General features: G+C 33.5%; 19 protein-coding genes and 1 pseudogene. 8 read left to right on the forward strand and 12 right to left on the reverse strand.

Annotated features, from left to right (window positions below; genetic code table 11):
• Window positions 1–67: 67 nt before the first annotated feature.
• From gap to FQU21_RS07430, 3 genes are all read right to left on the reverse strand, one after another.
• The gene (gene gap / locus FQU21_RS07420) at window positions 68–1,069 is read right to left on the reverse strand and encodes a type I glyceraldehyde-3-phosphate dehydrogenase (RefSeq protein ID WP_147677371.1); all 1,002 of its coding nucleotides are present in this window, start codon (window positions 1,067–1,069) and stop codon (window positions 68–70) included.
• A 19-nt stretch (window positions 1,070–1,088) separates the two neighbouring features.
• Window positions 1,089–2,075 (reverse strand): 6-phosphofructokinase, encoded by a 987-nt coding sequence (pfkA, locus tag FQU21_RS07425; RefSeq protein ID WP_147677372.1) that lies wholly within the window; start codon window positions 2,073–2,075, stop codon window positions 1,089–1,091.
• 188 nt (window positions 2,076–2,263) lie between these two features.
• Window positions 2,264–6,649, reverse strand: coding sequence for a translocation/assembly module TamB domain-containing protein (locus tag FQU21_RS07430; protein WP_246124788.1), 4,386 nt, complete (start codon window positions 6,647–6,649; stop codon window positions 2,264–2,266).
• A 169-nt stretch (window positions 6,650–6,818) separates the two neighbouring features.
• Between FQU21_RS07430 and tsaD the strand changes: the two genes are divergently transcribed.
• The 6 genes from tsaD (at window position 6,819) to FQU21_RS07460 (ending at window position 12,128) form a co-directional block, all read left to right on the forward strand.
• Window positions 6,819–7,841: a tRNA (adenosine(37)-N6)-threonylcarbamoyltransferase complex transferase subunit TsaD gene (tsaD, locus tag FQU21_RS07435; RefSeq protein WP_147677374.1), complete on the forward strand. Its 1,023-nt coding sequence runs from the start codon at window positions 6,819–6,821 to the stop codon at window positions 7,839–7,841.
• 5 nt (window positions 7,842–7,846) lie between these two features.
• Window positions 7,847–8,554: a 16S rRNA (uracil(1498)-N(3))-methyltransferase gene (locus FQU21_RS07440; protein ID WP_147677375.1), complete on the forward strand. Its 708-nt coding sequence runs from the start codon at window positions 7,847–7,849 to the stop codon at window positions 8,552–8,554.
• 16 nt (window positions 8,555–8,570) lie between these two features.
• Entirely contained in the window at window positions 8,571–9,212 is a 642-nt protein-coding gene (locus FQU21_RS07445; protein ID WP_147677376.1) for a DUF4159 domain-containing protein, read from the forward strand.
• A gap of 84 nt (window positions 9,213–9,296) precedes the next feature.
• Window positions 9,297–9,797, forward strand: coding sequence for a TrmH family RNA methyltransferase (locus FQU21_RS07450; protein WP_147677377.1), 501 nt, complete (start codon window positions 9,297–9,299; stop codon window positions 9,795–9,797).
• Between the two features lie 50 nt (window positions 9,798–9,847).
• Window positions 9,848–10,936, forward strand: a complete 1,089-nt coding sequence (locus FQU21_RS07455) for an AI-2E family transporter (RefSeq protein ID WP_147677378.1) — start codon at window positions 9,848–9,850, stop codon at window positions 10,934–10,936.
• Between the two features lie 7 nt (window positions 10,937–10,943).
• Complete coding sequence (locus FQU21_RS07460) at window positions 10,944–12,128, forward strand: class I SAM-dependent methyltransferase (RefSeq protein WP_147677379.1); 1,185 nt, start codon at window positions 10,944–10,946, stop codon at window positions 12,126–12,128.
• A 202-nt stretch (window positions 12,129–12,330) separates the two neighbouring features.
• Here FQU21_RS07460 and FQU21_RS07465 read toward each other — a convergent pair whose 3' ends face one another.
• Window positions 12,331–14,100, reverse strand: a complete 1,770-nt coding sequence (locus FQU21_RS07465; protein ID WP_147677380.1) for a RagB/SusD family nutrient uptake outer membrane protein — start codon at window positions 14,098–14,100, stop codon at window positions 12,331–12,333.
• 3 nt (window positions 14,101–14,103) lie between these two features.
• Window positions 14,104–17,151, reverse strand: a complete 3,048-nt coding sequence (locus FQU21_RS07470; RefSeq protein ID WP_147677381.1) for a SusC/RagA family TonB-linked outer membrane protein — start codon at window positions 17,149–17,151, stop codon at window positions 14,104–14,106.
• Between the two features lie 380 nt (window positions 17,152–17,531).
• On the opposite strand from FQU21_RS07470, the gene FQU21_RS07475 reads away from it, so the two are divergent.
• Complete coding sequence (locus FQU21_RS07475; protein ID WP_147677382.1) at window positions 17,532–18,587, forward strand: phosphatidylinositol-specific phospholipase C1-like protein; 1,056 nt, start codon at window positions 17,532–17,534, stop codon at window positions 18,585–18,587.
• 88 nt (window positions 18,588–18,675) lie between these two features.
• Here the strand turns inward: FQU21_RS07475 and FQU21_RS07480 are convergent, their stop codons facing one another.
• The 6 genes and pseudogenes from FQU21_RS07480 to FQU21_RS07505 all read right to left on the reverse strand — a co-directional run.
• The gene (locus FQU21_RS07480) at window positions 18,676–19,980 is read right to left on the reverse strand and encodes a TRAP transporter large permease (protein ID WP_187269344.1); all 1,305 of its coding nucleotides are present in this window, start codon (window positions 19,978–19,980) and stop codon (window positions 18,676–18,678) included.
• A gap of 19 nt (window positions 19,981–19,999) precedes the next feature.
• Window positions 20,000–20,491 (reverse strand): TRAP transporter small permease, encoded by a 492-nt coding sequence (locus FQU21_RS07485; RefSeq protein ID WP_147677383.1) that lies wholly within the window; start codon window positions 20,489–20,491, stop codon window positions 20,000–20,002.
• 2 nt (window positions 20,492–20,493) lie between these two features.
• Complete coding sequence (locus FQU21_RS07490) at window positions 20,494–21,390, reverse strand: TRAP transporter substrate-binding protein (protein WP_246124804.1); 897 nt, start codon at window positions 21,388–21,390, stop codon at window positions 20,494–20,496.
• 104 nt (window positions 21,391–21,494) lie between these two features.
• Entirely contained in the window at window positions 21,495–22,910 is a 1,416-nt protein-coding gene (uxaC, locus tag FQU21_RS07495) for a glucuronate isomerase (RefSeq protein ID WP_187269345.1), read from the reverse strand.
• 2 nt (window positions 22,911–22,912) lie between these two features.
• Entirely contained in the window at window positions 22,913–24,088 is a 1,176-nt protein-coding gene (gene uxuA, locus FQU21_RS07500; RefSeq protein WP_147677386.1) for a mannonate dehydratase, read from the reverse strand.
• 59 nt (window positions 24,089–24,147) lie between these two features.
• Window positions 24,148–24,978, reverse strand: a pseudogene (locus tag FQU21_RS07505) (SDR family oxidoreductase); the annotation flags it as partial.
• Window positions 24,979–25,135: 157 nt separating this feature from the next.
• Here FQU21_RS07505 and FQU21_RS07510 point away from each other — a divergent pair.
• Window positions 25,136–26,215 carry a substrate-binding domain-containing protein gene (locus FQU21_RS07510; RefSeq protein ID WP_147677388.1) on the forward strand — a complete coding sequence of 360 codons (1,080 nt, stop codon included), beginning with the start codon at window positions 25,136–25,138 and terminating at the stop codon, window positions 26,213–26,215.
• On the opposite strand, the gene FQU21_RS17420 is transcribed toward FQU21_RS07510, so the two are convergent.
• On the reverse strand, window positions 26,212–26,364 hold the full coding sequence (locus FQU21_RS17420; protein ID WP_187269346.1) for a hypothetical protein: 153 nt from the start codon (window positions 26,362–26,364) through the stop codon (window positions 26,212–26,214). The two genes, FQU21_RS07510 and FQU21_RS17420, sit on opposite strands and share 4 nt — an antisense overlap.
• Between the last annotated feature and the right edge of the window lies 1 nt (window position 26,365).

Raw genomic sequence — 26,365 nt, forward strand, 5'->3', positions numbered from 1 at the left:
TTAGAATAAAAAAATCCACAGCATTATTCAGAATGAAATAATACTGTGGATCTAAATAAATTATTTATTATAGTGATCCGATATGTTGTGCTAAATCAACTAATTTAGTTGAGTAACCAAACTCATTATCATACCAAGAAACTAATTTTACAAAACCATCATTTAATGCCATACTTGCGTTAGCATCGAATGTACTAGTTTTAGGTTCTGACACGAAATCTTGAGATACTACACCTTCTTCAGTATATCCTAAAACACCAGCTAATTCTCCTTCAGAAGCTTCTTTTAAAGCCGCTTTAACTTCAGCCCAAGGCGCTGGTTTTTCTAAACGACAAGTTAAATCTACTACAGATACATCAACCGTAGGGATTCTAAAAGCCATACCAGTTAATTTTCCGTTTAATTCAGGAATTACTTTTCCAACAGCCTTAGCAGCTCCAGTTGAAGCAGGTACGATATTGTTTAAAGAAGCACGACCTAAACGGTAATCTTTTCTAGACACACCATCAACAGTAGATTGTGTTGCAGTTGCCGCATGAACTGTAGTCATTAAACCTTCAGCAATTCCGAATTTATCGTTAATTACTTTAGCTAATGGCGCTAAACAGTTAGTAGTACAAGATGCGTTAGATACAATCGTATGTTCTGCATTAATTTCTTTATGGTTTACTCCCATAACAAACATTGGCGCATCGGCAGATGGTGCAGAAATTGCAACCTTTTTAGCTCCTGCAGTAATGTGTTTTTGAGCACCTTCTAAATTTGTGAAGATACCTGTACAATCTAATACAACTTCTGCTCCAACAGCATCCCATTTTAAATCTTCTGGGTTACGTTCTGCAGATACTCTTATTTCGTTACCGTTTACTATTAAATTTCCATCTTTAGTCTCGATAGTTCCATCGAATTTTCCGTGAACTGAATCGTATTTTAATAAATACGCTAAATGATCTACATCTAACAAATCGTTAATTCCAACAACTTGAATATCTGGTCTAGAGGCTGCTACTCTAAAAGCAATTCTACCTATTCTACCAAATCCGTTAATTCCAATTTTTAATTTTGACATATTCTTAATAATATAAATGTTAAGTGCTCATGATATCTGAGACACGCAATAATTCTAAATTTATTTTAGTTTTTCCTTTTATGGCATTATCCAAAGGTGTAAGTTCCATAGCATTATTAATTAGACCGACCATATATCCAGATTTACCTTCTAATAATGAATCGACAGCTTTTACCCCCATTCTACTTGCAAGAACACGGTCGAAGCAAGATGGAGATCCCCCACGTTGCATGTGGCCTAATACCGATACTCTAACATCATAACCTTCCATGTTTTCATCCACATAGTCCTTGAGTTCGAAAATATTTTTACCTATTTTATCACCTTCAGCAACTATAACAATACTGGATGATTTTCCTGATTTTCTACTTTTATTTAGCGAATCAACTAAACGATCTAATCCTAAATCTTCTTCTGGTATTAAAATCTCTTCAGCTCCCCCTGCAATACCCGTATTTAAAGCAATATGCCCAACATCTCGCCCCATAACTTCAATAAAAAATAAGCGGTTATGAGAACTTGCTGTATCACGAATTTTATCTATTGCTTCCACCACGGTATTTTGGGCTGTATCAAACCCTAAAGTATGAGATGTACCAACAATATCATTATCAATGGTACCAGGAATTCCCATAACAGGAAAACCATATTCTTCATTAAAAACTAGTGCCCCTGTAAATGTGCCATCGCCACCAATGGCTACTAAAGCATCAACACCGGCTTCGTTTAATTTTTCGAAAGCTTTTTGACGGCCTTCTTTAGTACGGAATTCTTTGGATCTTGCCGATTTAAGTATCGTTCCTCCTTTATTAATAATTCCTCTTACGCTACGGGCATCCATAGGCTTAAAATCGCCTTCCATTAACCCTTCGTAACCTCTATATATTCCAACACATTCAATATTATAGTAAGCACATGCTCTAACTACCGAACGTATAGCTGCATTCATACCTGGAGCATCTCCTCCAGAAGTAAAAACACCAATTTTTTTTATTTTTTCAGGCATGTATTTCATTTAATTAAAACGTAAATTTAATAAACAAAAAGAATATAATCATAGCATTTGCAATGTTTTATTCATAGTTTTACACTATAACGTTTTAGTAAAAATAAGTAAATAATGTGGTATTTAATGCTTATAAAATTTCATTAAAAATAATTTAACGTCATTAAATTGCGAAATAACGAAAAGCTTTAGTTTTTTGAAGTAGATTTTACTGAAATATAATTGGGTAAAGCACTTTCTTCTTCTTTTACGGATTGCTCCAAAACATCGTTTTGCGCTTCAGTTTCTTTTTTAAATATTTTACGGAGCAATTCTTTAAACGTATCGAAATCTACATTATACGAGAGGCCAATACCCTGAGTATACCCAATATCTTCACCAAAATTTCGAATACTATTTTCTCTATTAAACACTTTAGCCGTTAAACTTCCATCTTCATTTAACAGAAAAGACACCTCGACATCACCTGCAATAACAGTATCGCTTGCTCCACCAACAGGTACCCCTACTTTACCATTAATAAGCACCCGGTCGCTTATTTGTGTTTGAAGGGTTACCCCAACCCTGTCATCGGTTTGGTAGTCTGGTGTGTTTTGTCCGGCTTCATAATTCAAGCCCAAATTAAGCTTCCCATCTCCATTAGAAAAAACACTATTAATAATCCCATTTAAACGTTCTGCAATAGTGCCCGAAAAATTAAGCTCATCTATTCCTCCGGAAAAAGATCCTGTAGACACCAAATACAAGGCTTGATCTTGGCGATCGCTATCGGATTCTAAACGATAATTTAACTCGGATTTTATGGTTGAATTTACATTAGGGAACTCAAAGGAAAATTCAGGGTTAAGTTTTTCTAAATTACCTGTTAAAGCAATATTTAATTCTACCGGAATGGTTCTATTAATAGGATTATCTAACAACGGCGAAGGATTGGCTTGTGTTTTATACACCGCATTCATATTAATAAGTGCATCTAGCGGATCGCCTTCCCAAGCTAGGGATCCACCTGGTTTTACTGTAAATTGCTTTTGTATAAAACCGCCGTAAGCAAAATTATAAACTCCCTCGAATACAATAAAATCGCCCCACATATCAAACTTACCGTTGGTGTTTATTTCAACCAAAAGCCCCCCACGCCCTTTTCCTTTTAAAGAATGGCCTGTAGTTTTATCAATAATAATTTCTACTTCGGCATCTTCTGTAATATCTAAATCGAAATCGAGTTCTAATCCCTTTATTTCATCAAAAACAAGCTCTACGCCTTTGTTTCTTGCTTCTTTTTCTTCTTTTGTAATAAAATGAATAAAGGAATTATCACCAAAAGATTCGGAATCGTTTAAAGGAATTTTAAACACCGTTCCAGGTTTAGTTTCTCCAATGACGTTAATTCGAAGCTCGTCGGTTGGCCCAGAAATACTAGCTACACCTCCTATATAGCCAGTGCCATAATATAGAGCATCTTCGGTTTCTTTAGTATCTAAAACCAATAAGTTTTTAGTAGATATTTCAAGCCCTAAACTCCATTTGGAAAAATTAACATGACTTAAATCGCCTTTCAATACGCCTTTCGTATTATACTTTGTATCTGTAAGTTTTATATTATTAAATATAAAACTTTGATTTTTTAAGCTCACCAGCGATTTTTCCGCGAAAGCGTAATCTACATTTAAGAAAGGAATCCCTAGTCCGCCACTTTTTAATTCTAGTTCACCATTAAAACTTGGTTTGTTTAACTCGCCCACCACATTAACATTTCCAGTAGCCTTACCTCTTATATTGCTTAAAACGTCTCTTAATAATGGATTCAAAGGGTATAAATCGAAATTGTCAAAATTTAAGCCGACATCTATTTTAGATTGTTTTCCTGCCACAGAAATATCGCCCTTTGCAGTAAATGAGTTAGCTTGAGAGTTTTTAATAGTGGCATTTACTGTATAATTTGTTAACGATTCATTTCCTATAATGTTTGCGTCGAAGGAACCGAGCAGAAAGTTGTTTACTCTAAAATTATCAACTATGATGCTAGAATTTGGTAGATAACTTCCATTTTGTTGCAATACATCTAGTTTTCCGTTAACATTTCCGGACAGCGATAAACTATCTATATCTGGTGTAATTTTAGCTAAATCGACATTGTGAAAATTAAGCTTAAAATCCTTTTCGGTGGAATCTCTTAAAAATCCAGATAGTTTAATTTCTTCATTATTATGATTAATCCTAAATTTATCGATTGTGAATTTCGTGAGTTTTTTATCAAATGATATTTTATGAAATTTATCTTGCAGCTCATTAATGTTCCAAACATTATCTTTTAGAGTAATATCCGATTGCTTAAACCCTATAACCGACTCGTTTTCTTCATTTATAGTATGATAAAAACTTAAGTTGTATTTATCCCTGTTTCGTTTACCTCCCGTAAATTCCGACCTCATAAACAAGGTATCATTTACGGTAACATTAATTAAACTAAAATTGGAAACATTGTAAAGTTTGGTGTTTAAACTATCTATTTCTACAAACGTATTAAAAACGGGATTACCATTATCTACCTGCAATTCTATATTACTTGCGAAGTAATTAGACAGCTTTATTTCTGGAGATTTAAAGGTGAGTTTAAACTGACTTTCATCACTTTCAACTTGCCCTCGAATAAAGGTGTTTTTTGCTAATTCTAGCTCGGGGAAAAGCACTTCCACAATTTTATTATAAATGGTGAAATTAAAATCGACACTTTGATTTTTTTCTACTTTACTAGGAATGTAATTGGTATAAATATACCCTATAGAATTCTCGAATAATTTCTTAAGTTCCTTAAATTTAAATTTTCCTTTTAAGTCACCTTCAATAATGTCTGGCGAGTTAATTTCTATAGAACGTAAATCCCCACTAAAACTTGATGAAATATCAAAAGCATCAAAATAATAAGTGTCATTTTCATTTTTATATTTGGTTTTTCTAAATGAAATTTTACCGTAAGCATCATCATAATTACTTGCATTCATATTCATTTTTACGGTACTTTCAAAAATGGAAATGCTATCTCGTTTTATAAAGTTTAGGGCGTTTAAATTGGCATAATCTACTTGGGCTTCGAAATCGTATTTATTTACGGTTTCCGAAAAATCAACCAGTCCGTTAAAGTTTAATTTTAAATTTCTATCGTTCGCAATTAAGTTCCCATCAAAAATGTTATTTTTCACATTCCCAGCTACCTTTACGCGTTGATACTTATAATTATTATATTCAACCTCAAACACCTCGCCTTTAACTTGTGTGTTAACGGTTTTAGTTACAAAACCTTTGCCATCGACATCAAAATTTAAAGAGGCTCTACCAACATCTGGCGCATTTAAAAACGTTCCAAAATCGAATTCACTAAAAATAATATTTCCCTTGTACGTAGCATTATCGATATCGTTAACTTTATTAATTTTTAAGTTAGAATCTACAAATCCCAATTCGGTATCTATTTTAATATCTGCAACTACGGTCGAGGCTGTTATTTGCGAATTTCCAACCACTGTAAAATACCCTAATCTATCAAAAGACGTTGGTATGGCTGCGCCCAAAACATTAGGCAATAGCCTTGTTAAATCTTTATAAGTGGATGAAAGATTACTGAATTTCCCATTCATTGAGAAGTTTCCTTCTTCTTTATTAAAAAGATTTTTAAAATTGATATCCCCGTAAATCCGCGTATTTCTATTGGTATTTAATTTTAAATTAGACGTTGTTAAATCGTTCAACGTTCCTGAAACTTCCGTACTAAAATTAGCCGTTTGGTTTACTCCAAACTCATTATAAAACGTATTCAATTCATCTAACTGCACTTTAGAATCTTTAAACACGGCATCTACTAAAACTTTATCTGTGAAATATTTAAAATCGGCACGATTATAGGAAAACTTTAAATCGCCTTTTAATTCGGACTTTGGTGTTTTAATATTAAGATTAGCAAATGTCATATCCGTAAGGGTATAACTAAAATCTGTCATCATATTTTTAACAACAACCCCTCTACTATCTTCAAAACTTAATGTATTTATCCTGGCATTTACATTACTACCATTAATTAAAAAATTGGTGGCATTAATATTTAAATCTTCAAAATGAAGTACTTTAGCAGTCTCTTTATTTTCGTCTACAAGCCTAAAAACACTATTATAAATAGATACATCGCTACTGGATAACAAGAAATTACTTTTTTTGGTTCTTGGGTTATCGCTATCAAACCGAGCTACAAATACATCTAAGTTTGTTTCCGACTCACCTTTATAGGTTGTAATATTAAAATTGAGATTCTCAATATCGATATCACCAAAAACAAGTTGTCCGTTAACTAAATTCCTCACCCCTAAAATAGACGTGTTTAGTTCTGCAATACTAATTAAAGTATCTTGTTTATAATCTTCTATGTAAATATGTTTAAGCGCTACATCGCCATTAAAATGCAAGCTGACTTTATCAACATTTATATTGGTTTTAAAATCGTTGTTAATGCGCTTAGTTACGTAATTCCCAAGTCCTGTTTGTATGGCAGGAATAGACAAAAACAACACCAAAATGATGAACAACAGCAGTAAAACACTTGCTATTTTAAATAGTATTTTTAGAATTTTTTTGATAGCTGTAAACTTATAACTTTATTTAGAATAAACTATTTTTGCAATAACATACAAATAGAATCTTTTAATTCGTTTATTCGAATTCAAAATTAACAATTATTGTGCCTAATATTCACTAATGAAGGAACAAAATATTTATATCCTCGGAATTGAATCATCTTGCGATGATACTGCGGCTTCCGTAATACACAACGGTAAAATTTTAAGTAATGTTGTCGCCACTCAAAAAATACACGAAGCGTTCGGTGGTGTTGTGCCAGAATTGGCATCGCGAGCCCACCAACAAAACATAGTTCCTGTTGTTCACCAAGCTCTAAAAAAAGCTAACATTTCTAAAGAACAGCTTCATGCCATTGCCTTTACACGTGGTCCCGGATTAATGGGGAGCTTATTGGTAGGGACTTCTTTTGCAAAATCTTTGGCCTATGGATTAGATATTCCATTAATTGATGTCAACCACATGCAAGCCCATATTTTGGCTCATTTTATAGATGAAGACGGCTTTAAAAAACCGCCTTTTCCATTTTTAGCCATGACTATTTCGGGCGGACATACGCAAATTGTTCGTGTCGATTCTTATTTTAAAATGACAGTTATTGGTGAAACTATTGATGATGCCGTAGGTGAAGCCTTTGATAAAAGTGGGAAAATTTTAGGGTTAGGTTATCCTGCCGGTCCAGAAATTGATAGACGGGCTAAATTAGGAAACCCAAAAGCCTTTAAATTCACCAAACCGAAAGTTGACGGATTAAACTTTAGTTTTTCGGGGTTTAAAACAGCCGTTCTCTATTTTATTCAACGCGAAGTTAAAGCCAATCCAAACTTTATAGCCGAAAACTTAAACGATATTTGCGCCTCGATTCAATACACCATTATTGGAATTTTAATAGATAAATTGAAACTGGCCACTAAAGAAACCGGAATTACGCATATTGCCATTGGCGGTGGTGTATCGGCAAATTCAGGAATACGCCAAGCTTTAAAAGATGGTGAGCAAAAATTTGATTGGACCACTTATGTGCCTAAATTTGAATTCACCACAGATAATGCCGCCATGATTGCTATTGTGGGCTATTTAAAATATTTAGAAGGTGATTTTGCCCTACAAGATGTTGTAGCATCGGCACGATTAAAAATATAACAAACATGCAGTTATTTTACAACGCCAATATAAACGAAAATACCACGCAATTCTCTTTCGAAAAAGAAGAAAGCAGGCATATTGTAAAAGTATTACGTAAACAAGTTGGCGACACTTTACACATAACAAATGGGGATGGTTGGTTATTTTTAGCCGAAATTTCTATACCAAACATTAACAAATGTACGGCAGAAATTGTTTCTAAAACCCTACAATCCAAACGCAAATACAACTTACATTTAGCTGTGGCGCCAACAAAAATGAACGACCGTTACGAGTGGTTTTTAGAAAAAGCCACCGAAATAGGTATCGATAGCATTACCCCTATTATTTGCGACCATAGCGAACGTAAAATAATTAAACCCGAACGTTTCGAGCGCATTATTCAATCGGCTGCCAAACAATCCCTATCCTGTTATTTACCGAAATTAAACGAGGCCGTTTCCTTTAAATCCTTTATAAAACAAGACTTTAAAGGAAGTGTTTATATTGCACATTGCGAAGAAACCGATAAAAAATCACTTAAAAACGAATTGCAACCAAAACAAAATATCACGATTTTAATTGGTCCGGAAGGTGATTTTTCTGTGAAAGAAATTGAATTAGCCTTACAGAACAAATTTATTCCTGTAACTTTGGGAGAAACACGTTTACGCACAGAAACAGCGGCTATTGTGGCCTGCCATTCCGTAGCGTTTACCAATGAAATTTAATGAAACTAAGCGTTATATGAAAATCCTTTCTACTTGTTTATTTTGTCTATACACTCTAATAAGTTTTTCGCAAGACTTGGCCATTTTAAAATATCAAGGTGGCGGCGATTGGTACGGCAACCCGACGGCTTTACCTAATTTAATTAGTTTTTGTAACGAAAATATTGATACCAAAATAAACCCTAAAATTGAGACGGTTGAAGTTAGCAGTCCCGATATTTTTCAATACCCTTTTATACACATGACGGGGCACGGCAATGTGTTTTTTAGCGATACCGATATTGAAAACCTAAGAAACTATTTAATTTCAGGCGGTTTTTTACATATCGATGATAATTACGGCATGCAACCTTACCTCGTTAAGGAACTAAAAAAAGTGTTTCCGAATAAAGAATTAATTGAATTACCGGCAAGTCATCCTATTTTCAGCACTGCTTTTAGCTTTCCAAAAGGACTTCCTAAAATACACGAACATAACGGTAAACGTCCACAAGCTTTTGGACTTTTTGAAAAAGACAGACTCATTTTATTATTTACTTATGAAAGTGATTTAGGCGATGGCTGGGAAGATCCCGAAGTCCATAACGATCCGGCCGATGTTAGAGAAAAAGCCTTGAAAATGGGTGCTAATATTGTAAAATATGTTTTTGAAAATTAATCTTTTAAGAATAGAGAAAAATAAAAAAGGTAACTTTCAGCCAAACGCATACACACTTAAACAATTAAACAAACATACTCCACATTGCAACTCACCCACTATACCACCAATTTCGAAAAACGTACATTCCCAATAACACTGGTTTGCGATCATGTTACCAACGCACCAAATATTGGTAGTTTATTTAGAATTGCCGATGCTTTTGGAATTGAAAAGCTTGTGCTTTGTGGCGAAAATATTCAGTTGGGACGTAAAACATCAAAAACATCGCGAGCCACAGAAAAAGTCGTGAATTACGACATTTGTAATTCGGCAATTGAAGTTGTTAAACAATTAAAAGAAAACAATCATCATATTATTTCTTTGGAAATAACCGATAAAAGTGAACCCATTCACAGGGTTAAATTTTCAACAGAAAAACCTATAGTTTTAATTATCGGTGATGAAAATTTTGGTGTTTCCGAAGCCATTTTAAAGCTTTCGGACCGAGTGATTCATATTGATATGTTTGGACAAAACAGTAGTATGAATGTGGTACAAGCGACTAATATTGCTGTTTATGAAATTACCAAACAACTGTTTTAAAAGCTAAGAAGGTTGAATAATTTAGCCCAAAATATTATTATATTTACTACATGAATTCAAGCACTATTTCAAAAGGTATTTTAAAAGCCATTGCCATTGTTTTAGGCTTTGCTTTGGTTTTATATTTTCTATATAAAATACAATCGGTTATAGGTTATATTGCTATTGCCGCCGTTATATCCCTTATTGGCCGTCCAATTGTTTTATTTTTAGAACGCAAATTAAAATTTAAAAACACCATGGCTGTCATTGTCACCATGGTCGTTTTACTTGGCTTATTTGTAGGTTTGGCTGGTCTTTTTATTCCTTTAGTTATTAAACAGGGGCAAAATTTAGCACTTTTGGATATTAATCAATTACAAGGTAATATCGAACATTTGTACGGAGAAATTATCACCTATTTTAATTTACATCAAATTGATGTTGAGCAATCTTTAAAAGATTCCGACCTGCTTTCAAAAATTAATTTCGCTATGATTCCCGATTTTTTAAACGCTATCATAAGTGGTTTAGGAAGCTTTAGCATTGGTTTATTCTCGGTGCTATTTATTTCCTTTTTCTTTTTAAAAGATAGCCGCTTGTTCGAAAATGGAATCCTTACTTTTATTCCAGACGACAAAGAATCGCGTTGGCAAAATTCTTCAACTAAAATTAAAGATTTACTCTCTCGCTATTTCGTTGGACTTATTTTTCAAATCCTTATTCTATTTATTATTTACACCATTGGCTTACTCATCATTGGCGTAGAAAACCCTATTGTAATCGCTTTTTTATGCGCTTTACTTAATTTAATTCCTTACGTTGGTCCTTTAATTGGAGCGGTTTTAATGCTGACATTAACTATGACGAGCAATTTAGACGAAAGCTTTAGCGACGTTATTTTACCAAAAACATTGTGGGTGTTTGTCGTGTTTATGATTGGCCAATTGGTTGATAATTTTGGCAGCCAACCGATTATATTTTCAAAAAGTGTCAAATCGCATCCCTTAGAAATATTTTTGGTCATTTTAATTACCGGAATCCTGTTTGGCGTTATTGGTTTAATACTAGCCGTGCCTGCATATACCGTTATAAAAGTGATTTTAAAAACATTTTTAGCTGAAAATAAAATTGTAAAAAAACTCACTAAAGGCTTATAATTTTAGTTTGAATACCGCTGTTTTAAATACCGAAATCCAAGCTTATATTGATGCGCATTTAGCATCGGATATTACATCGATTTTATTAAAAGGTACCGCATTTACCGATGTTGAAACCACCGAAATTATAGAACAAATTGAAGCCAAAAAACGAAGTAAAACTAAGCTACCAACTTGGTATCAATGTAAAAACATCTATTTCCCAAACAAGCTAAATATCGAGCAAACCTCTTCGGAAATTACCGCAAAGCACAAAGCTGGATTAATGAATGGTGACACCATAATTGATGTAACTGGTGGCTTTGGAGTTGATTGTTTCTACTTTTCAAAACGTTTTAAACAAGTTACCCATTGCGAAATAAATCCAAAATTATCACAAATAGTTAGTCATAATTACAAACAACTTGAAGTTGAAAATATTAAAACACAGCAAGTTGACGGCATTGACTTTTTAAAAAATACTGATTCAAATTTCGATTGGATTTATATCGACCCATCCCGTCGCCACGACAGCAAAGGCAAAGTGTTTTTTTTAAACGACTGTTTACCCAATGTGCCCGAACATTTAGATTTACTTTTTTCACACAGTAAAAACATTATGATAAAAACCTCCCCTCTACTCGATTTTTCGGTGGGTATTGGTGAATTAAAACAGGTAAAAACCATTCATGTTATTGCTGTAAACAATGAAGTAAAAGAATTGCTTTGGATTTTAGAAGCTGGTTTTAATGGCCAAATTAGCATTGAAACTTCTAACTTAAAAAAAGAAAACACAGAGTCGTTTAATTTCATTTTAAATGAAGAAAAAACAGCCAATTCCTTTTACAGTAAACCATTAAACTATTTGTATGAGCCTAATGTGGCTATTTTAAAATCTGGAGCTTTCGATTCTATTTCTAATCAATTACAAGTATCTAAACTTCATAAACATTCTCATTTATACACTAGTGACGCACTTATAAACTTCCCTGGACGCGCTTTTCAAATAGAAAATAAGATTCCATACAATAAAAAAGAGCTCAAGAAACATCGAATTACAAAAGCCAATATTACCACGCGTAACTTCCCGGAAACGGTACAAAATATTAGAAAAAAATTCAATATAAAGGATGGTGGCGAACTGTATTTGTTTTTTACTACAGATTTAGAAGATAATAAAGTGGTACTTGTAACTCGTAAAGTGGTGTTATAAGTTTTTGATATAAGTTGAAATAAATATTTCGAAACTATTAAATAAAGCGGCAAGTAAAATTCATTTTCAAGCGGTAACTTTTACAGTAATTTCAATTAATAACTGGTATTATTTAATGCTCTTTATAGGATATTTAGGGCATAAAAAAATCTCAGACCAAAGTCTGAGATTTTTATCATTATCAATATATAAAAATTGATGCTTATTTAATATATCCGAAATTTTGGTTAATTTCTTCAGTAACATCAATAGTAGCTTGTGGAATAGCAAAAACTCTTAAATAAGGTTCTGTAGCCGATTTAGCCGTATAAGCGTCATCAAAAGTTCCAAAACGTATCATTTGTTTTCTTCGGTACATTTCCCAGTACATTTCGAAACCAATTTCGTTGTATAGCGTGGTTTCATCTAAAGCTAAAATAGGTTTACCTGGTGCATTTTCAAAAAGTGCTTCACGAGTTCTACTGGTTCTTAACATATTAATGTCGGCAAGCGCTAAAGCTGTTTCTCCTTTGCGGAAATACGCCTCGGCACGCATACAATACATTCCTCCTAAACGGTATAATGGCACATCGACCGCAGAATTTCCGTTTCCATAATTTGGATCAAATTCCCATTTAAAGTTACGAACACCACGATTAATTTGATCCTGTGAAAACACCGCTTCTACAGGATTATTAAAGTTTAAATCTGGTGTATAATCCATAGGTGTTGTGGTATTTTTTTCCATGTAAAGTTTGCTAATTGCAATGCGTCCATCATCGGTCATGTTAAAACCACCTTTTCCATCTAATGTTGGTCCGTATTGCTGTCCAACTTGCAAACCTCTGTTAAAATGCACACGCAATTTACCTGTATCGGTTCTTGTATCCTCTGCTGGCACACTTCCTGTAGTCCCGTCGTTCATAAACCAAGTACCATCGCTATATTGGTAGTAACGGTGAAAACGTGGATCATCGTGATTACCATCCCAAGTATAGTAAAACTCTGGTTCTACACAAGATCCATTTGTACCACGATTGTCTGGAGTTTGCTTTTGTGCACGTCCGGTAGACATGTATGCAAAATCGTTATCACTGCGTCTTGTATTATCATTTTCTTGAGCTACTGCAAAAATAATTTCGGTACCGTTGGTGTTATCTATTGCGAAATTATCAAAGTAGTTGCTCTCTAAACTAAAGCCACCATCGATAAGAAGTGAGGTATAATAAATCACCTTATCCATATCACTACCATTATTATCAAGCGCGGCTTCAGTAAAATTAAAACTAGAAGTTTTGTTATAACGATCTTTAAAAACTGCTCTATTTAAATACATATCGGCCAATAAAGCATAAGCTGCCTGTTTTGTAAACCGACCATTATAGGTTTGTTGATCGCCTAAATTAAGCAAGTTAGGAATTATACTTTCCACTTCAGAAATCAAGTTATCAATTTCTGTTTCAGCTTGAAGAATTTCTAAAGCAGCACCTTTAGTAAACGGATCCCTGTATGGTGCCTGATTAAATAAATCTAGCGTATTATAAACATAGAGAGCTAATAAGCCACGAGCTTCTGCTAAAAACAAATCGTAATTAGCGTACTCTGGATTTTCTTCTATAGACTCTATGGCTGTTAAAGTTTTAGTAATTCCACTTGTTAAACTATTCCAAGTTCCTGCTACTGTAGCATTATTAGTTCCCCAAGTAAACTCTGTTAAAGCGCGCCATTTTCCGCCATCGCCCCAATCGCTACCGCGGGTTGGTAACATACATTCATCGGTTGGATATTCTTGTAAACCAAATACGTTACCGTGATCGGTAAATGTTCCATTTGCTAATTGCCCATAAGCTGCTGCCATGGCACTTTCTGGATTGGAGCTTTCCCCTCCAATCACTTCGTCTATCACTTCTTCATTTAAATCTGTACAACTAAAAACAAGTGTACTAAACATGAAAACGGAAGCTACTTTTAATATTTTATTTGAAATTTTCATAAATTAAAGTTTTAAAGTTGCACCAAGTAAAAACGATCTTGAAGATGGGTAAGTCGTGTAATCAATACCAATAGATTGATTTCCTCCGGAAGCTCTTGGACTATTAATTAAAGGATCGAACCCTGAATAATTGGTGATTGTAAAAATGTTTTGTCCGCTAACATAAATATTTAAACCTTGTAACCAGTTAATTTTAAGCGCTTCGGTATCTACAGAATACCCTATTCTTGCATTATTTAAACGAATAAAATCTGATTTTTCCAGATATAATGTTGACAGTTGTGGTTGGTTAGTAAAACTAGCACCATCGTTATAAAACTCCGACAATACGTTTCTATCCGAAACAATATTGTTAATATTTAATGCTAGATTAGTATTATTAACCAGTAAGCCTCCTGTTTGACCAATAAAAGCAAGACTTAAATCCCAACGTTTATAATTTAAGTTAGTATTTAAACCAAAGGTGAAGTTTGGAAGCGCACCTTCAAATATTTGACGATCGTCACTATTGATTACCGTATCTTCATTAAAATCTTCAAAAATATCGTTTCCATCAGCATCAAAACCTAAGTGTTTTAACATGAAGAATGAACCTGCCTCGTATCCGCTTTTATAGATATTAGCAAAAACCCCAGATAAACCAGGTCCTGCAACACTTCCTGAGTATAATTCTGATACAGGTAAATCTTGAATTTCATTATTAAGAGTTGCCCCGTTAACATCGAGATTCCATGAAAAATCATCGGTTTTTACTAGGTTAGTTCCTAAAGAAAACTCAAACCCTTTGTTTACAATTTTTCCGGCTATATTTTTCCAAACGGTTGTGGTTGGACTTAAAGGTTCCGATGGTATATTTAAAATAGCATCTGTGGTTGTTTTATTGTAATAATCTAAAGAACCATATAGTTTATTGTTCCATAAACTAAAATCGACACCAATATTAAGTTGTGTTACCACTTCCCATTTTAAATCTGGGTTTGCCGTACGGTTTACGACAATACCATTGATTAAATTATAGTCATTATACAAATAATACCCACCAGAGGCAGACTGCGAATAACTTGCTTGTGTAATTTTATTTTGCACCTCTTGGTTACCAGTTTGTCCCCAACTCATTCTTAATTTTAATTGGTCAATATCATCCACTTGAGTAATAAAATCTTCATTATCTAAATTCCATCCTAAGGCAAATGAAGGAAAATAACCATATTTATTATTTTCACCAAAACGTGTAGACCCATCAGCTCTTAACGATGCTGTAAGCAAATATTTATCGTCAAAATTATAGTTTACTCTACCAAAATAAGATTGTAATTCATTTTTTTGAGCATAACCACTTACACCAGATTGCTCACCGGAATACCCTGGATTGTATTCTGGAGCAACACCTGTACCTTGTTCATCGATACCAGATAAAGCAAATGTAGTTCCTGAAAAATCGAATTGCTGATAAGAAAAACCGCCTAAAATTTCAAACTTACTTTTATCGAAACCAAAACGGTATGTTAAATAATGTTCCATGAGAACGCTTTCCGAATCTAAGTTATTTTGAACATAAGCACCGTCTGGTGTTCTATCTGTAGCATTAGGATATATTGTAGAATTTCGTTCGGAAACCGATCGATCTATACCATAATTAAATTTATAATCTAAGCCATCAATAATTCTAAAAGTAGTTTCTAGATTTCCTAAAACACGTAATGTTTTCGTATGATCGTTATAAATATGCAGCAAATACATCGGGTTGTAATTCTGGTTTAAGTTGAAGTTGGTATAATCGCCATCTTCAGTAAAAACAGGTTGAGTTGGATTTGCCATTAAAGCGTGAATAATTAACTGGCCATCTGAACCTGCATTAGCCCCATTAGGCACACCAGATTCGTTAATTTGACTCGCTGTTAAATTCACTTTTACTTTTAAACGTTTGTTATCTAAAAAAGATTCTTCAGCATTTAAACGCGCCGTAGTTCTTTTAAAATCACTAGTTTCAACAATCCCTTCTTGATCCATAAAAGATAAAGAGGTATAATAATTTCCGCTTTCTGTTTTTTTAGCGAAAGAGAAATTGTTATTACTTGTTACGGCATTACGCAATAATTCGTCTTGCCAATCGGTATTTCCTCCATGATCATAAGAAGCATCTGTAATAGCATTTCTATATTCACTAGCCGATAACACATTCGTTTTTTTAATTACAGAAGCCACACTTAAATAAGAATCTACTGTAATGGTTGCATCGCCAGTTCTTCCTTTTTTAGTAGTAATAATAACCACCCCGTTGGAACCTCTAGCCCCATAAATGGCTGCTGCTGATGCATCTTTTAATACGGTAATAGAAGCAATATCGCTCGTGTTTAAAAAGTTTAACGGATTTTTTGCGCTAGAACTCCCCAAACCTACATTAGGGCTAGCAGCACTAACATTCTCATTACTTAAAGGAATTCCATCTACCACAAATAGTGGCGAACTCCCACTTCGAATAGATCCAACACCACGTATAGAAACATTAACCCCTGCACCAGGCTCTCCATTTGTTTGCACAACCCTTACACCTGCCACTTTACCTTGTATAAGGTTATCGGGAGATACGTTAACACCTTTTTTAAAATCATCGCTAGACAACTGGCTCACCGCTCCTGTTAAATCCTTTTTTGTTTGCTCTCCGTATCCAACAATTAGAACTTCGTCTAACATGGCATTTAACGGTTTTAAAGTTATTTTTAAAGTTTCAGATGTAATTACAACATCTAAAGTTTCATAACCCACAAAAGATACTTGAAGCGTTTGCCCCATTATTGCTTGAATAGAAAATTCGCCATCAAAATTTGTTGAGGCTCCGGTAGATGTTCCTTTTAAAACAATAGTTGCGCCAGGTAAAGGCACTCCTAATTCGTCTAAAACAACTCCCGTTATTGCTTGTTGAATATTATTTTTTGAAACATTTAAATTTTTAGAATATATATTATTTGCATATCCAACTTGATATACCAATATAGATAAAACTAAAAAAGCTATGTTTTTTAGAGTAAATAAATTATTTTTAGTGTACATTTTTTTAAGTTATTGATTTTACAATGCTTAATAATTTAACCGTAGTTGTTCGAGCAACTGCGGTTTTTATTTATAAATTAGGTTGCTTTTTAGTTATTACATAAAATTGAAGTTTTAACATTTAACATTTATTTATGAACTTAGAGATTGCAAAAAAATGAAATATTAAACCGTTATGTTTTACCTTACTGTTATGTCATTATTAAATAAAATAGAATTACAAAATTTAACCAAATAACCTTAAAACATAAAAAATCAATACATTAAAACTTAATTAAAAGATAAATAGTCACAAAAATATTTATGTTTTATTTTTAATTTATTAACACAAATTTAAAACTCACCTTCTATTTTTGAGGTCTTAAAAACTGATGCTATTTATGAAAACCTATTCTATTTTACTTGTTCTATTTTTTAGTTTGAATCTATTTTCTCAGCCCGACAGTATCCCCATTAATAAGCTACAGGTTATAGGTTCCCACAACAGTTATAAAAAAGCTATTGAAGCAGATTTGTATACTTTTTTAGAAACACAAAGTGATAAAATGCAATCGTTACAATACGACCATATATCGATTCCGGAACAACTGGAATTAGGATTACGAAATTTAGAAATTGATGTTTATAGCGATATTAAGGGAGGTAAATTTGCCAAACCAAAGGGCTTACAATTTGTTGAACCCAAGGAAAATTACGATCCTAACGGAGAAATGCTAAAACCTGGATTTAAAGTTTTACACATTCCAGATATTGATTTTAGAACACATTATTACACGTTAAAATCTTGCTTAAATGCTATAAAAAAATGGTCGGATGCACACCCAACTCATGAACCTGTTTTTATTACTTTAGAAGCTAAAGACGGAGGTGAAAACAAATACGGAACAACGGCAGACCAAGTTACTGATGAATTTTTTGTAAATTTAGACAACGCATTAATTAATGGTTTAGGAGCAGATAAACTTATAACTCCAGATAGTGTTCGAGGTAATTATAACACTTTAGAAGAAGCCATTTTAAACAACAACTGGCCAACACTAAAAAATGCTCGGGGAAAATTTTTATTTATTTTAGATGATTCGAAAAGCAAACGTAGCCTATATATAAAAAATCATCCTTCATTAAAAGGTCGTGTTTTATTTGTAAATGCAGAACCAGGAACACCCGAAGCCGCAACCTTAATTAGAAATAATCCTGAAGATGAAACCATAAAGGGTTTAGTCTCTAAAGGCTATATTATTAGAACCCGTGCCGATGCCGGAACAAAAGAAGCTCGAGCAAATGATTATACTCATTTTAAGGATGCTAAAAAATCTGGCGCGCAAATTATAACTACCGATTATTATTTACCAAGCTCATTTTTTAACAGTGATTATCATATTTCATTTAAGGATAAAACCTATGTTCGCATAAACCCTATTTTTATAAAAAAGTAATCACATAGACAGAACACTCCTAACAAAAAAGGTTGAACTCCCTCATTATAGGAATTCAACCTTATTTATTTTATAATTTATCTTCTTGCTATAACCCTAACAATCGTGGTAAATACATTGAAATGGCTGGGATATAAGTAATTAAAAGAAGTACTAAAACCATAATTAATAAAAATGGAATTAATGGTTTTATAACTTGCGAAACCGACACATTGGCCACACCACTACCCACAAAGAGTATGGTTCCCACTGGTGGTGTACATAAACCAATACATAGATTAAGTACTAATACAATCCCGAAATGCACAGGATCCATACCTAATGCTACTACAACCGGTAAAAATATTGGTGTAAAAATTAAAACTGCTGGCGTGATATCCATAAACGTTCCAATAATTAATAATACTAAATTAATCACCAAAAAGATTACTATTTTATTACTGAATTGCTCCAATAAAAAACTACTAATTAATTCCGGAATACCTTCAAAAGAAAACAACCATGACATAGCCATTGATGTACAAATTAAAAACATAACTACCGCTGTTGTTTTAGCACTAGCTAATAAAATATCTGGAAAATCTTTAGGTTTAACATCCCCATAAATTAAAGCTAAAACAGCTGCATAAAGCACTGCTATAGCCGATGCTTCGGTTGCAGTAAAAACCCCGGCAACAATACCTCCAACAACAATAACCAATAATAACAAACTAAAAAAGGCTTGTCTAAAATAGGTCCAAATTAAAGCTAATGGTACGCGCTCTCCTTTAGAAAACTTTTTGGTAATAGACACAAACGCGATATACCCCATAATAGCAATCCCCAACAAAATACCTGGTAAATACCCCGCTATAAATAACGCTGCTACCGATGCTGTACCGCCACTTGCTAATGCATATACAATAAGAATATTACTTGGTGGAATCAATAAACCTGTGGTTGACGATGTAATATTTACAGAAGCACTAAATTGTCTAGGGTAACCTTCCTCTTCCATTCTATCCGTCATAATACTCCCAATAGCAGAAGTTGCAGCAATAGCCGACCCCGAAATAGCACCAAATAACATAGATGCTAATACATTTACATAGGCCAAACCTCCTGGTAAACTCGCCACTAGTGATTTTGCAAAGTTTATTAATCGGTTGGCTATACCACCACGTTTCATAATTTCACCAGCCAATACAAAAAATGGAATGGCCAAAAGGGCAAAACTATCAATACCGGTTGTCATTCGTTGTGCAATGGTGGTTAACCCAGGCATTTTATCAATATTTAACAATAAACTTAGTGTTGTAGAAATGCCAATACTATAAGCTACGGGTACTTTCAACATTAATAGTGTAAAAAAACTCGCAAATAAAACGATAATACTTATTACTTCAATACTCATAATTATTCGGTTATTTTGTTTATTCGGTTATTTTGTTAGCATTTATTTTCCCTAAGTGATACACGGAAAAACACATCATGAAAAGGCCACTAATAGGTAAAATGGCATATATATATCCTAGCGGAATACGCAATGTCCCAGATAATTGACCTAAGTGCAACGTGGTGTAAACCAAATTAAAACCACCAATAACCATAATTATTAATGCGAATAAAAAAATACAAACCTCTATAAAAAGGAGTGCTTTTTTCTTAGTCTTGGACGAAAATTTTTGATACAAAAAATCCATAGACAAATGTTCTCGTTTTCCACTAAGATAAGCTGCTCCAAGAATGGATAACCATATTAATGAAAATCGTGCTAACTCTTCGGTAAATGCAAACGAGGTATTAAATAAATATCTTGAAAACACCTGACTTAATACATCTATAACCAATAAACCGAATATGAAAACTAAAATAACTTCCATGATCCGACACACTTTATTAAAAAGAATATCTGCTTTTTTCATACTTATTGATTTTTAATTTTGTTAATCATTTCGCTCATTTCTGGGTGTTCTTTTAGGAAACCTTCTAACACCGATTTTGATTGCTCTTGAAACAACGATTTTTCTGGAATAATAATTTCTACCCCAGCTTCTTTAGCTTTAGCCATAGATGCGTCTACAGATTGTTGCCAAAACACTTTTTCTGCCTGAGACGATTCATCTGCAGCTTCTTGCACCCATTGTTTTTCTTGATCGTTTAATTTATCCCAAAATTTTGTACCAATTAACAGTACATCTGGAACGGATGAGTGCTGATCCAAAGTGTAATATTTACTCACCTCGTAATGATTTGACGACACAAATGATGGTGGATTATTTTCAGCACCATCTACCACACCTTGTTGTATAGCCGTATACAATTCACCATAAGCCATTGGTGTTGGCGAACCTCCTAAAGCTTCAACCATATTAATAGCCATTTGATTATTCATCACCCTAATTTTTAAACCTTTTAAATCTTTAGGGGTACGAATAGCTTTATTAGACGTATAAAAACTGCGGCTTCCTGCATCATAATAACACAATCCTCTTAACCAAAACTTACTACCTTTTTGCAAAATAGCTTTTCCCACTTCTCCTTCTAGCACCTCAAATTGATGTTGTTTATCTCTAAACAAATAAGGGATTCCTAAAATGTGATATTCTGGCACAAAATTAGACAAGGTTGCGGCACTTACTTTAGTTACAGCCACACTTCCTATTTGAAGCAATTCTAAAACTTCACGTTCGGAGCCTAATTGGCCATCGGGAAAAATTTTAATTTTTATTTTTCCTCCCGATTTTTCATTTAAAGCTTTTTGAAATTCCAAAATTCCTTTATGAACAGGGTGTGTTTGCGGTAATGTATGTGCCAAGTACATCAATTTAACTTCTTCGTTTTTCTTGCATCCCTGCAAAACGAACAAAATTAAAAAGGCACATATTATTTTATTCATCATTCCTATTTAGTTTAGTGGTTTTTAGTCTATTTTTTAAAGTTAAAATAATTAACAGCGTTAAAATAACAAATGTTTTGAATTATTTTTCCTATAAATTCTAAATCATTTGGAATTAATCCTTTTTTAACATCTTCTGCCATTAAATCGCATAAAATTCGTCTAAAATATTCATGTCTTGGAAAAGATAAAAAACTTCTACTATCGGTTAGCATACCCACAAAACGACTTAATAGCCCCATGTTTGAGAGTGTATTGAGTTGTTTTTCCATACCATCTTTTTGGTCTAAGAACCACCAACCTGATCCCCATTGCATTTTTCCTGGAGTATCGGCACTTTGAAAATTCCCCATCATGGTGGCAAATACTTCATTTTGCGACGGATTTAAATTATAGGTAATAGTTTTTGCTAATTGATTTGTAGACTCTAAGGTCTTAAATAAAGCCGACATAAATTCTGCTGCAGGAAAATCGCCAATAGAATCGCACCCTGCATCTAACCCAATTTGGGCTTCTAATCTGGTATTATTATTTCGAAGTGACCCTAAATGATATTGTTGCGCCCAATCAAATTCGTGATATTTTTTTCCTAAATACACAAATAAAAATGAGCGATATACTGTTATTTCATTTGGAAATAGTGTTTCTCCTTTTAATTTTTTATTAAAAATAAAGGCTACATCTTCATAAGTATAATCTACTATTTCTAGATATTCGCCCAATCCAAAATCTGATAAACGACAACCTAAACTATCAAAATAAACTATACGTTGGTCTATAGCTTTTAAGAAACTATCAAAAGAATCAATTGTAATTTCTGATGCATTTCCTAAACGAATTAAATAATTAGAAAAGCTTGGTTTACCTATCCAAAATAAATTATCGGATCTAAATGTTGGCAATACTTTAGTATAAAAACCGCGCTCTGAAATTTCTTTGTGATATATTAAATCATCGGCAGGATCATCAGTTGTACAAACCACCTCCACTTTCATATCTTCTAAAAGCTGTGCCGGTGTTTTGTGCTCTAAAATGCTATTTGCTTTTTCATAAATAGCTTCTGCCGTACTAGGTTGCAGAATATCATCGATATCAAAATAACGTTTTAACTCTAGTTGCGTCCAATGAAACAAAGGGTTTCTTAAAGTATAAGGCACGGTTTCTGCCCAGCTCAAAAATTTATCTTTTGAAGATGCTGCTCCAGTGATATTAAATTCTTGAATACCATTAGCTCGCATACCTCGCCATTTATAATGATCGCCTTTTAACCAAACTTCTGTTATATTTTTTACAGGTTTATTTTCGGCAATTTGTTTAGCTGATAAATGATTGTGATAATCTATTATAGGTAAATCTTTAGCGTACTGATGATATAAGGTTTCAGCAACTTCAGAATTCAATAAAAAATGATCTGTTATTAAATTTTTTGAATTTATTGTACTCATAATTATATACTTTTAGATATACCAAACTCTAAACCTCTCAACTCAGCCAAACCACGTAATCTTCCAATTCCAGAATACCCCGGATTTGTTTTCTTATGTAAATCGTCTAACATTTGATGTCCGTGATCTGGTCGTACTGGAATTAAGGCATCTTTCATACCCGCAGCTTTCCGGCGTCTTTCTTCTAAAACAACCGCTTTTACTACGCTATACATATCCACATCGCCTTCTAAATGGTTTGCTTCATAAAAATTCCCTTTCGCATCACGTTGGGTACTTCTAAAGTGTAAAAAATGAACTCGATCGGCAAAACGCTCGAATATTTGCACCAAATTATTATCGGCACGCACGCCTAAAGATCCCGTGCAAAAAGTAATTCCATTAGCTCTATCTGGCACTTGTTCAAATAAATAAGCATAATCTTCCTCGGTACTCACCACTCTTGGCAATCCTAAAATTGGATAAGGCGGATCATCTGGATGAATACACATTAGCACCTCGTTTTGTGAAGCTACAGGAATAATTTCTTTTAAAAATGCAGCTAAATTTTCTCTTAATTTTTGCGCATCAATATCGGCATAAGTATCCAATATGGTTTGAAATTGCTCTAGGGTATACCCTTCTTCAGCACCTGGCAATCCTGCAATAATATTATTAATTAATTGTGTTTTTTCTTCTTCGGAAAGTTTATCGGCGTAAACTTTAGCTTCGGCTTGTAATTCTGAAGAATAATCTTGTTCTGCACCTGGACGCTTTAATAAAAACAATTCGAAAGCTGCAAAAGCAACTACATCAAAACGAAGGGCTTTAGAACCATCTTCTACTTCAAAGGCTAAATCTGTACGTGTCCAATCTAACACAGGCATAAAATTGTAACATACAATATGTATCCCACAACTAGCTAAGTTTTTAATACTGGTTTTATAATTTTCAATATATTCTTGAAAATTCCCTGTTCGTGTTTTAATGGTTTCGTGTACAGGAATACTTTCTACAACACTCCAAGTTAACCCCGTTTTTTCAATGATAGATTTTCTTTTTTCAATTTCATCTACTGTCCAAACTTGTCCATTTGGAATGTGATGTAATGCCGAAACAATTCCTGTTGCTCCTGCTTGTTTAATATCGGTTAAAGATACGGGATCATTTGGTCCGTACCAACGCCATGTTTGTTCCATAATTTTATATTTTTTTAAACAACTAGATTTTTAAAGTCTCCGCTGCTTGTTGTTTTATTTTAAACACCACTATAAGCACTAAATCCACCATCAATAGGAATAACAACCCCTGTTACAAATGATGCACCTTCACCACATAACCACAACGTTGTACCAACTAAATCTTCTGGCTCACCAAATTTCCCCATTGGCGTTTGTTCTATAATTTGATTACCACGAGGGGTTAAACTACCATCGCTTTCGGTAAGTAAACTTCTATTTTGATCGGTTAAAAAGAAACCGGGTGCTAGGGCATTTACACGAATGCCCACTTTAGAAAAGTGAACAGCTAACCATTGCGTAAAGTTAGATACCGCTGCTTTGGCTCCACTATATGCAGGTATTTTTGTTAATGGTGTAAAGGCATTCATAGATGAAATATTTAAAATACTACAGCCTTCTTTACCTACCATATCTTTGGCAAAAACTTGAGTTGGTAATAAGGTTCCTAGAAAATTTAAATCGAATACAAATTTAATTCCTGTTGGATCTAAATCGAAAAAAGACTTAAAACCTTCTGTTTTATTTTCTAAATCGGCTTCAGAAAAATGTGGGTTAGAGGTTGTTCCTAAAGGATGGTTTCCTCCAGCTCCATTTATTAAAATATCGCAAGCTCCTAGTTTAGCATGTACTTCGCTCTTGGCAGCTTCTAAAGATTCTTTTTCCAAAACGTTGGCTGCAACACCTACTGCTATCCCTCCGTTATCAATAATTTCTTTAGCAATAATATCTGCGGCTTCTTTACGCAAATCGAGAACGGCTATTTTATGGCCTTCTTTTGCTAATGCTTTTGCTAATGCGCCACAAATAACGCCTCCTGCTCCTGTTAAAACAATTACTTTACTCATAAGTTTTGATTGTTGATTTTTTCTTTATTTTTGCGCTTTCGTGTACGCACACACAAATATAACGAAAAAAAATAGTGTGCGCACACAAAAACTAAATAATTATTACTAAATTGCTTGATCTTAATAGCTAGAATGCTTCACATAAACTTAAATTTAATTAATGATTACTATAAAAGATATTGCTAAAGAAGCCCAAGTTTCGGAAGGCACAGTAGATCGTGTTATTCACAACCGCGGTGGAGTATCTAAAAAAACAGAAGCAAAAATAAGGACTATTCTCGAACGTCATAATTTTAGTGTAAACCCTATTGCTAGTGCATTGGCCATGAAAAACAAGTATGTAATTGCCACCTTAATGCCTACACACAACGCTGACGATATTTTTTGGAAATCGCCTTATTTAGGCGTTTTAAAAGCTGCAAACGATGTAAAAACATCAGGCATACTAGTCAATCATTTTTCTTTTAATCAATGCGACCCACACTCCTATTTTGAAAGTTTTAAAACCCTGTTAAAATCGAAACCAACTGCCGTGATTATGGTTCCCAATTTTTCTAAAGAAACAAAACAAATTGTATCACTTTTAGAAAGCAAAAATATTCCTTATTTATTTTTGAATATTGATATTGATGGATTTAATAATATGGCTTTTGTTGGGCAAGATTCATACACTGCTGGATATATTGCAGGCAAATTAATTCATTCTAAAAACCAAACGGGGCCTTTTTTAATTATTCAAGCCCGCCATAACATTACTAAAAACAACGCGGTTTCTAATAGAATTAAAGGGTTTAATGATTATTTTTTAAAAAACAACATAGCCTCTAAAACACAAACCCTAAAACTTGATAGCTTAGATAATTCTTTGGAAACAAAAGAAAAAATAAACAGCTATTTAATAGACAACCCTGAAATTAAAGGCATTTTTGTTCCTTCGAGTCGAATTTATATTATTGTCGATTGTATTGAAGCCAAAACACTAAAAAATCTAGAATTAATTGGGTTTGATAATACCCCACAAAACATTGCTTGTTTATTAAACGATTCGGTAGCTTTTTTAATTTCTCAAAAACCTTTCGACCAAGGTTATGAATCGGTTCGAATGCTAACCGATTATTTAACTCAAAATAAAATACCAAACCCTAAAACGTTTTTACCTATCGATATTCTTATAAAAGAAAACGTGAAATATAATGAACGTAATGCATTTGTTTTTGAAAAAGAAGACGGTATAAATTAGCTCTTTTCTTCTTTAGACCGTTTAATAATAGCTTTTAACCTCTGTTTTCTTAAAGCTACTTCGGCTTTTTTCTTATTCTTCTTTTGCTCCATTAATCTAGAATGTTTAGCCTTATTTTTGGTATTTTTATCGCGTCCTGTTTTCGCCATA

Origin of the sequence: Algibacter pacificus (assembly GCF_008033385.1) — a bacterium.
Classification (GTDB): domain Bacteria; phylum Bacteroidota; class Bacteroidia; order Flavobacteriales; family Flavobacteriaceae; genus Algibacter; species Algibacter pacificus.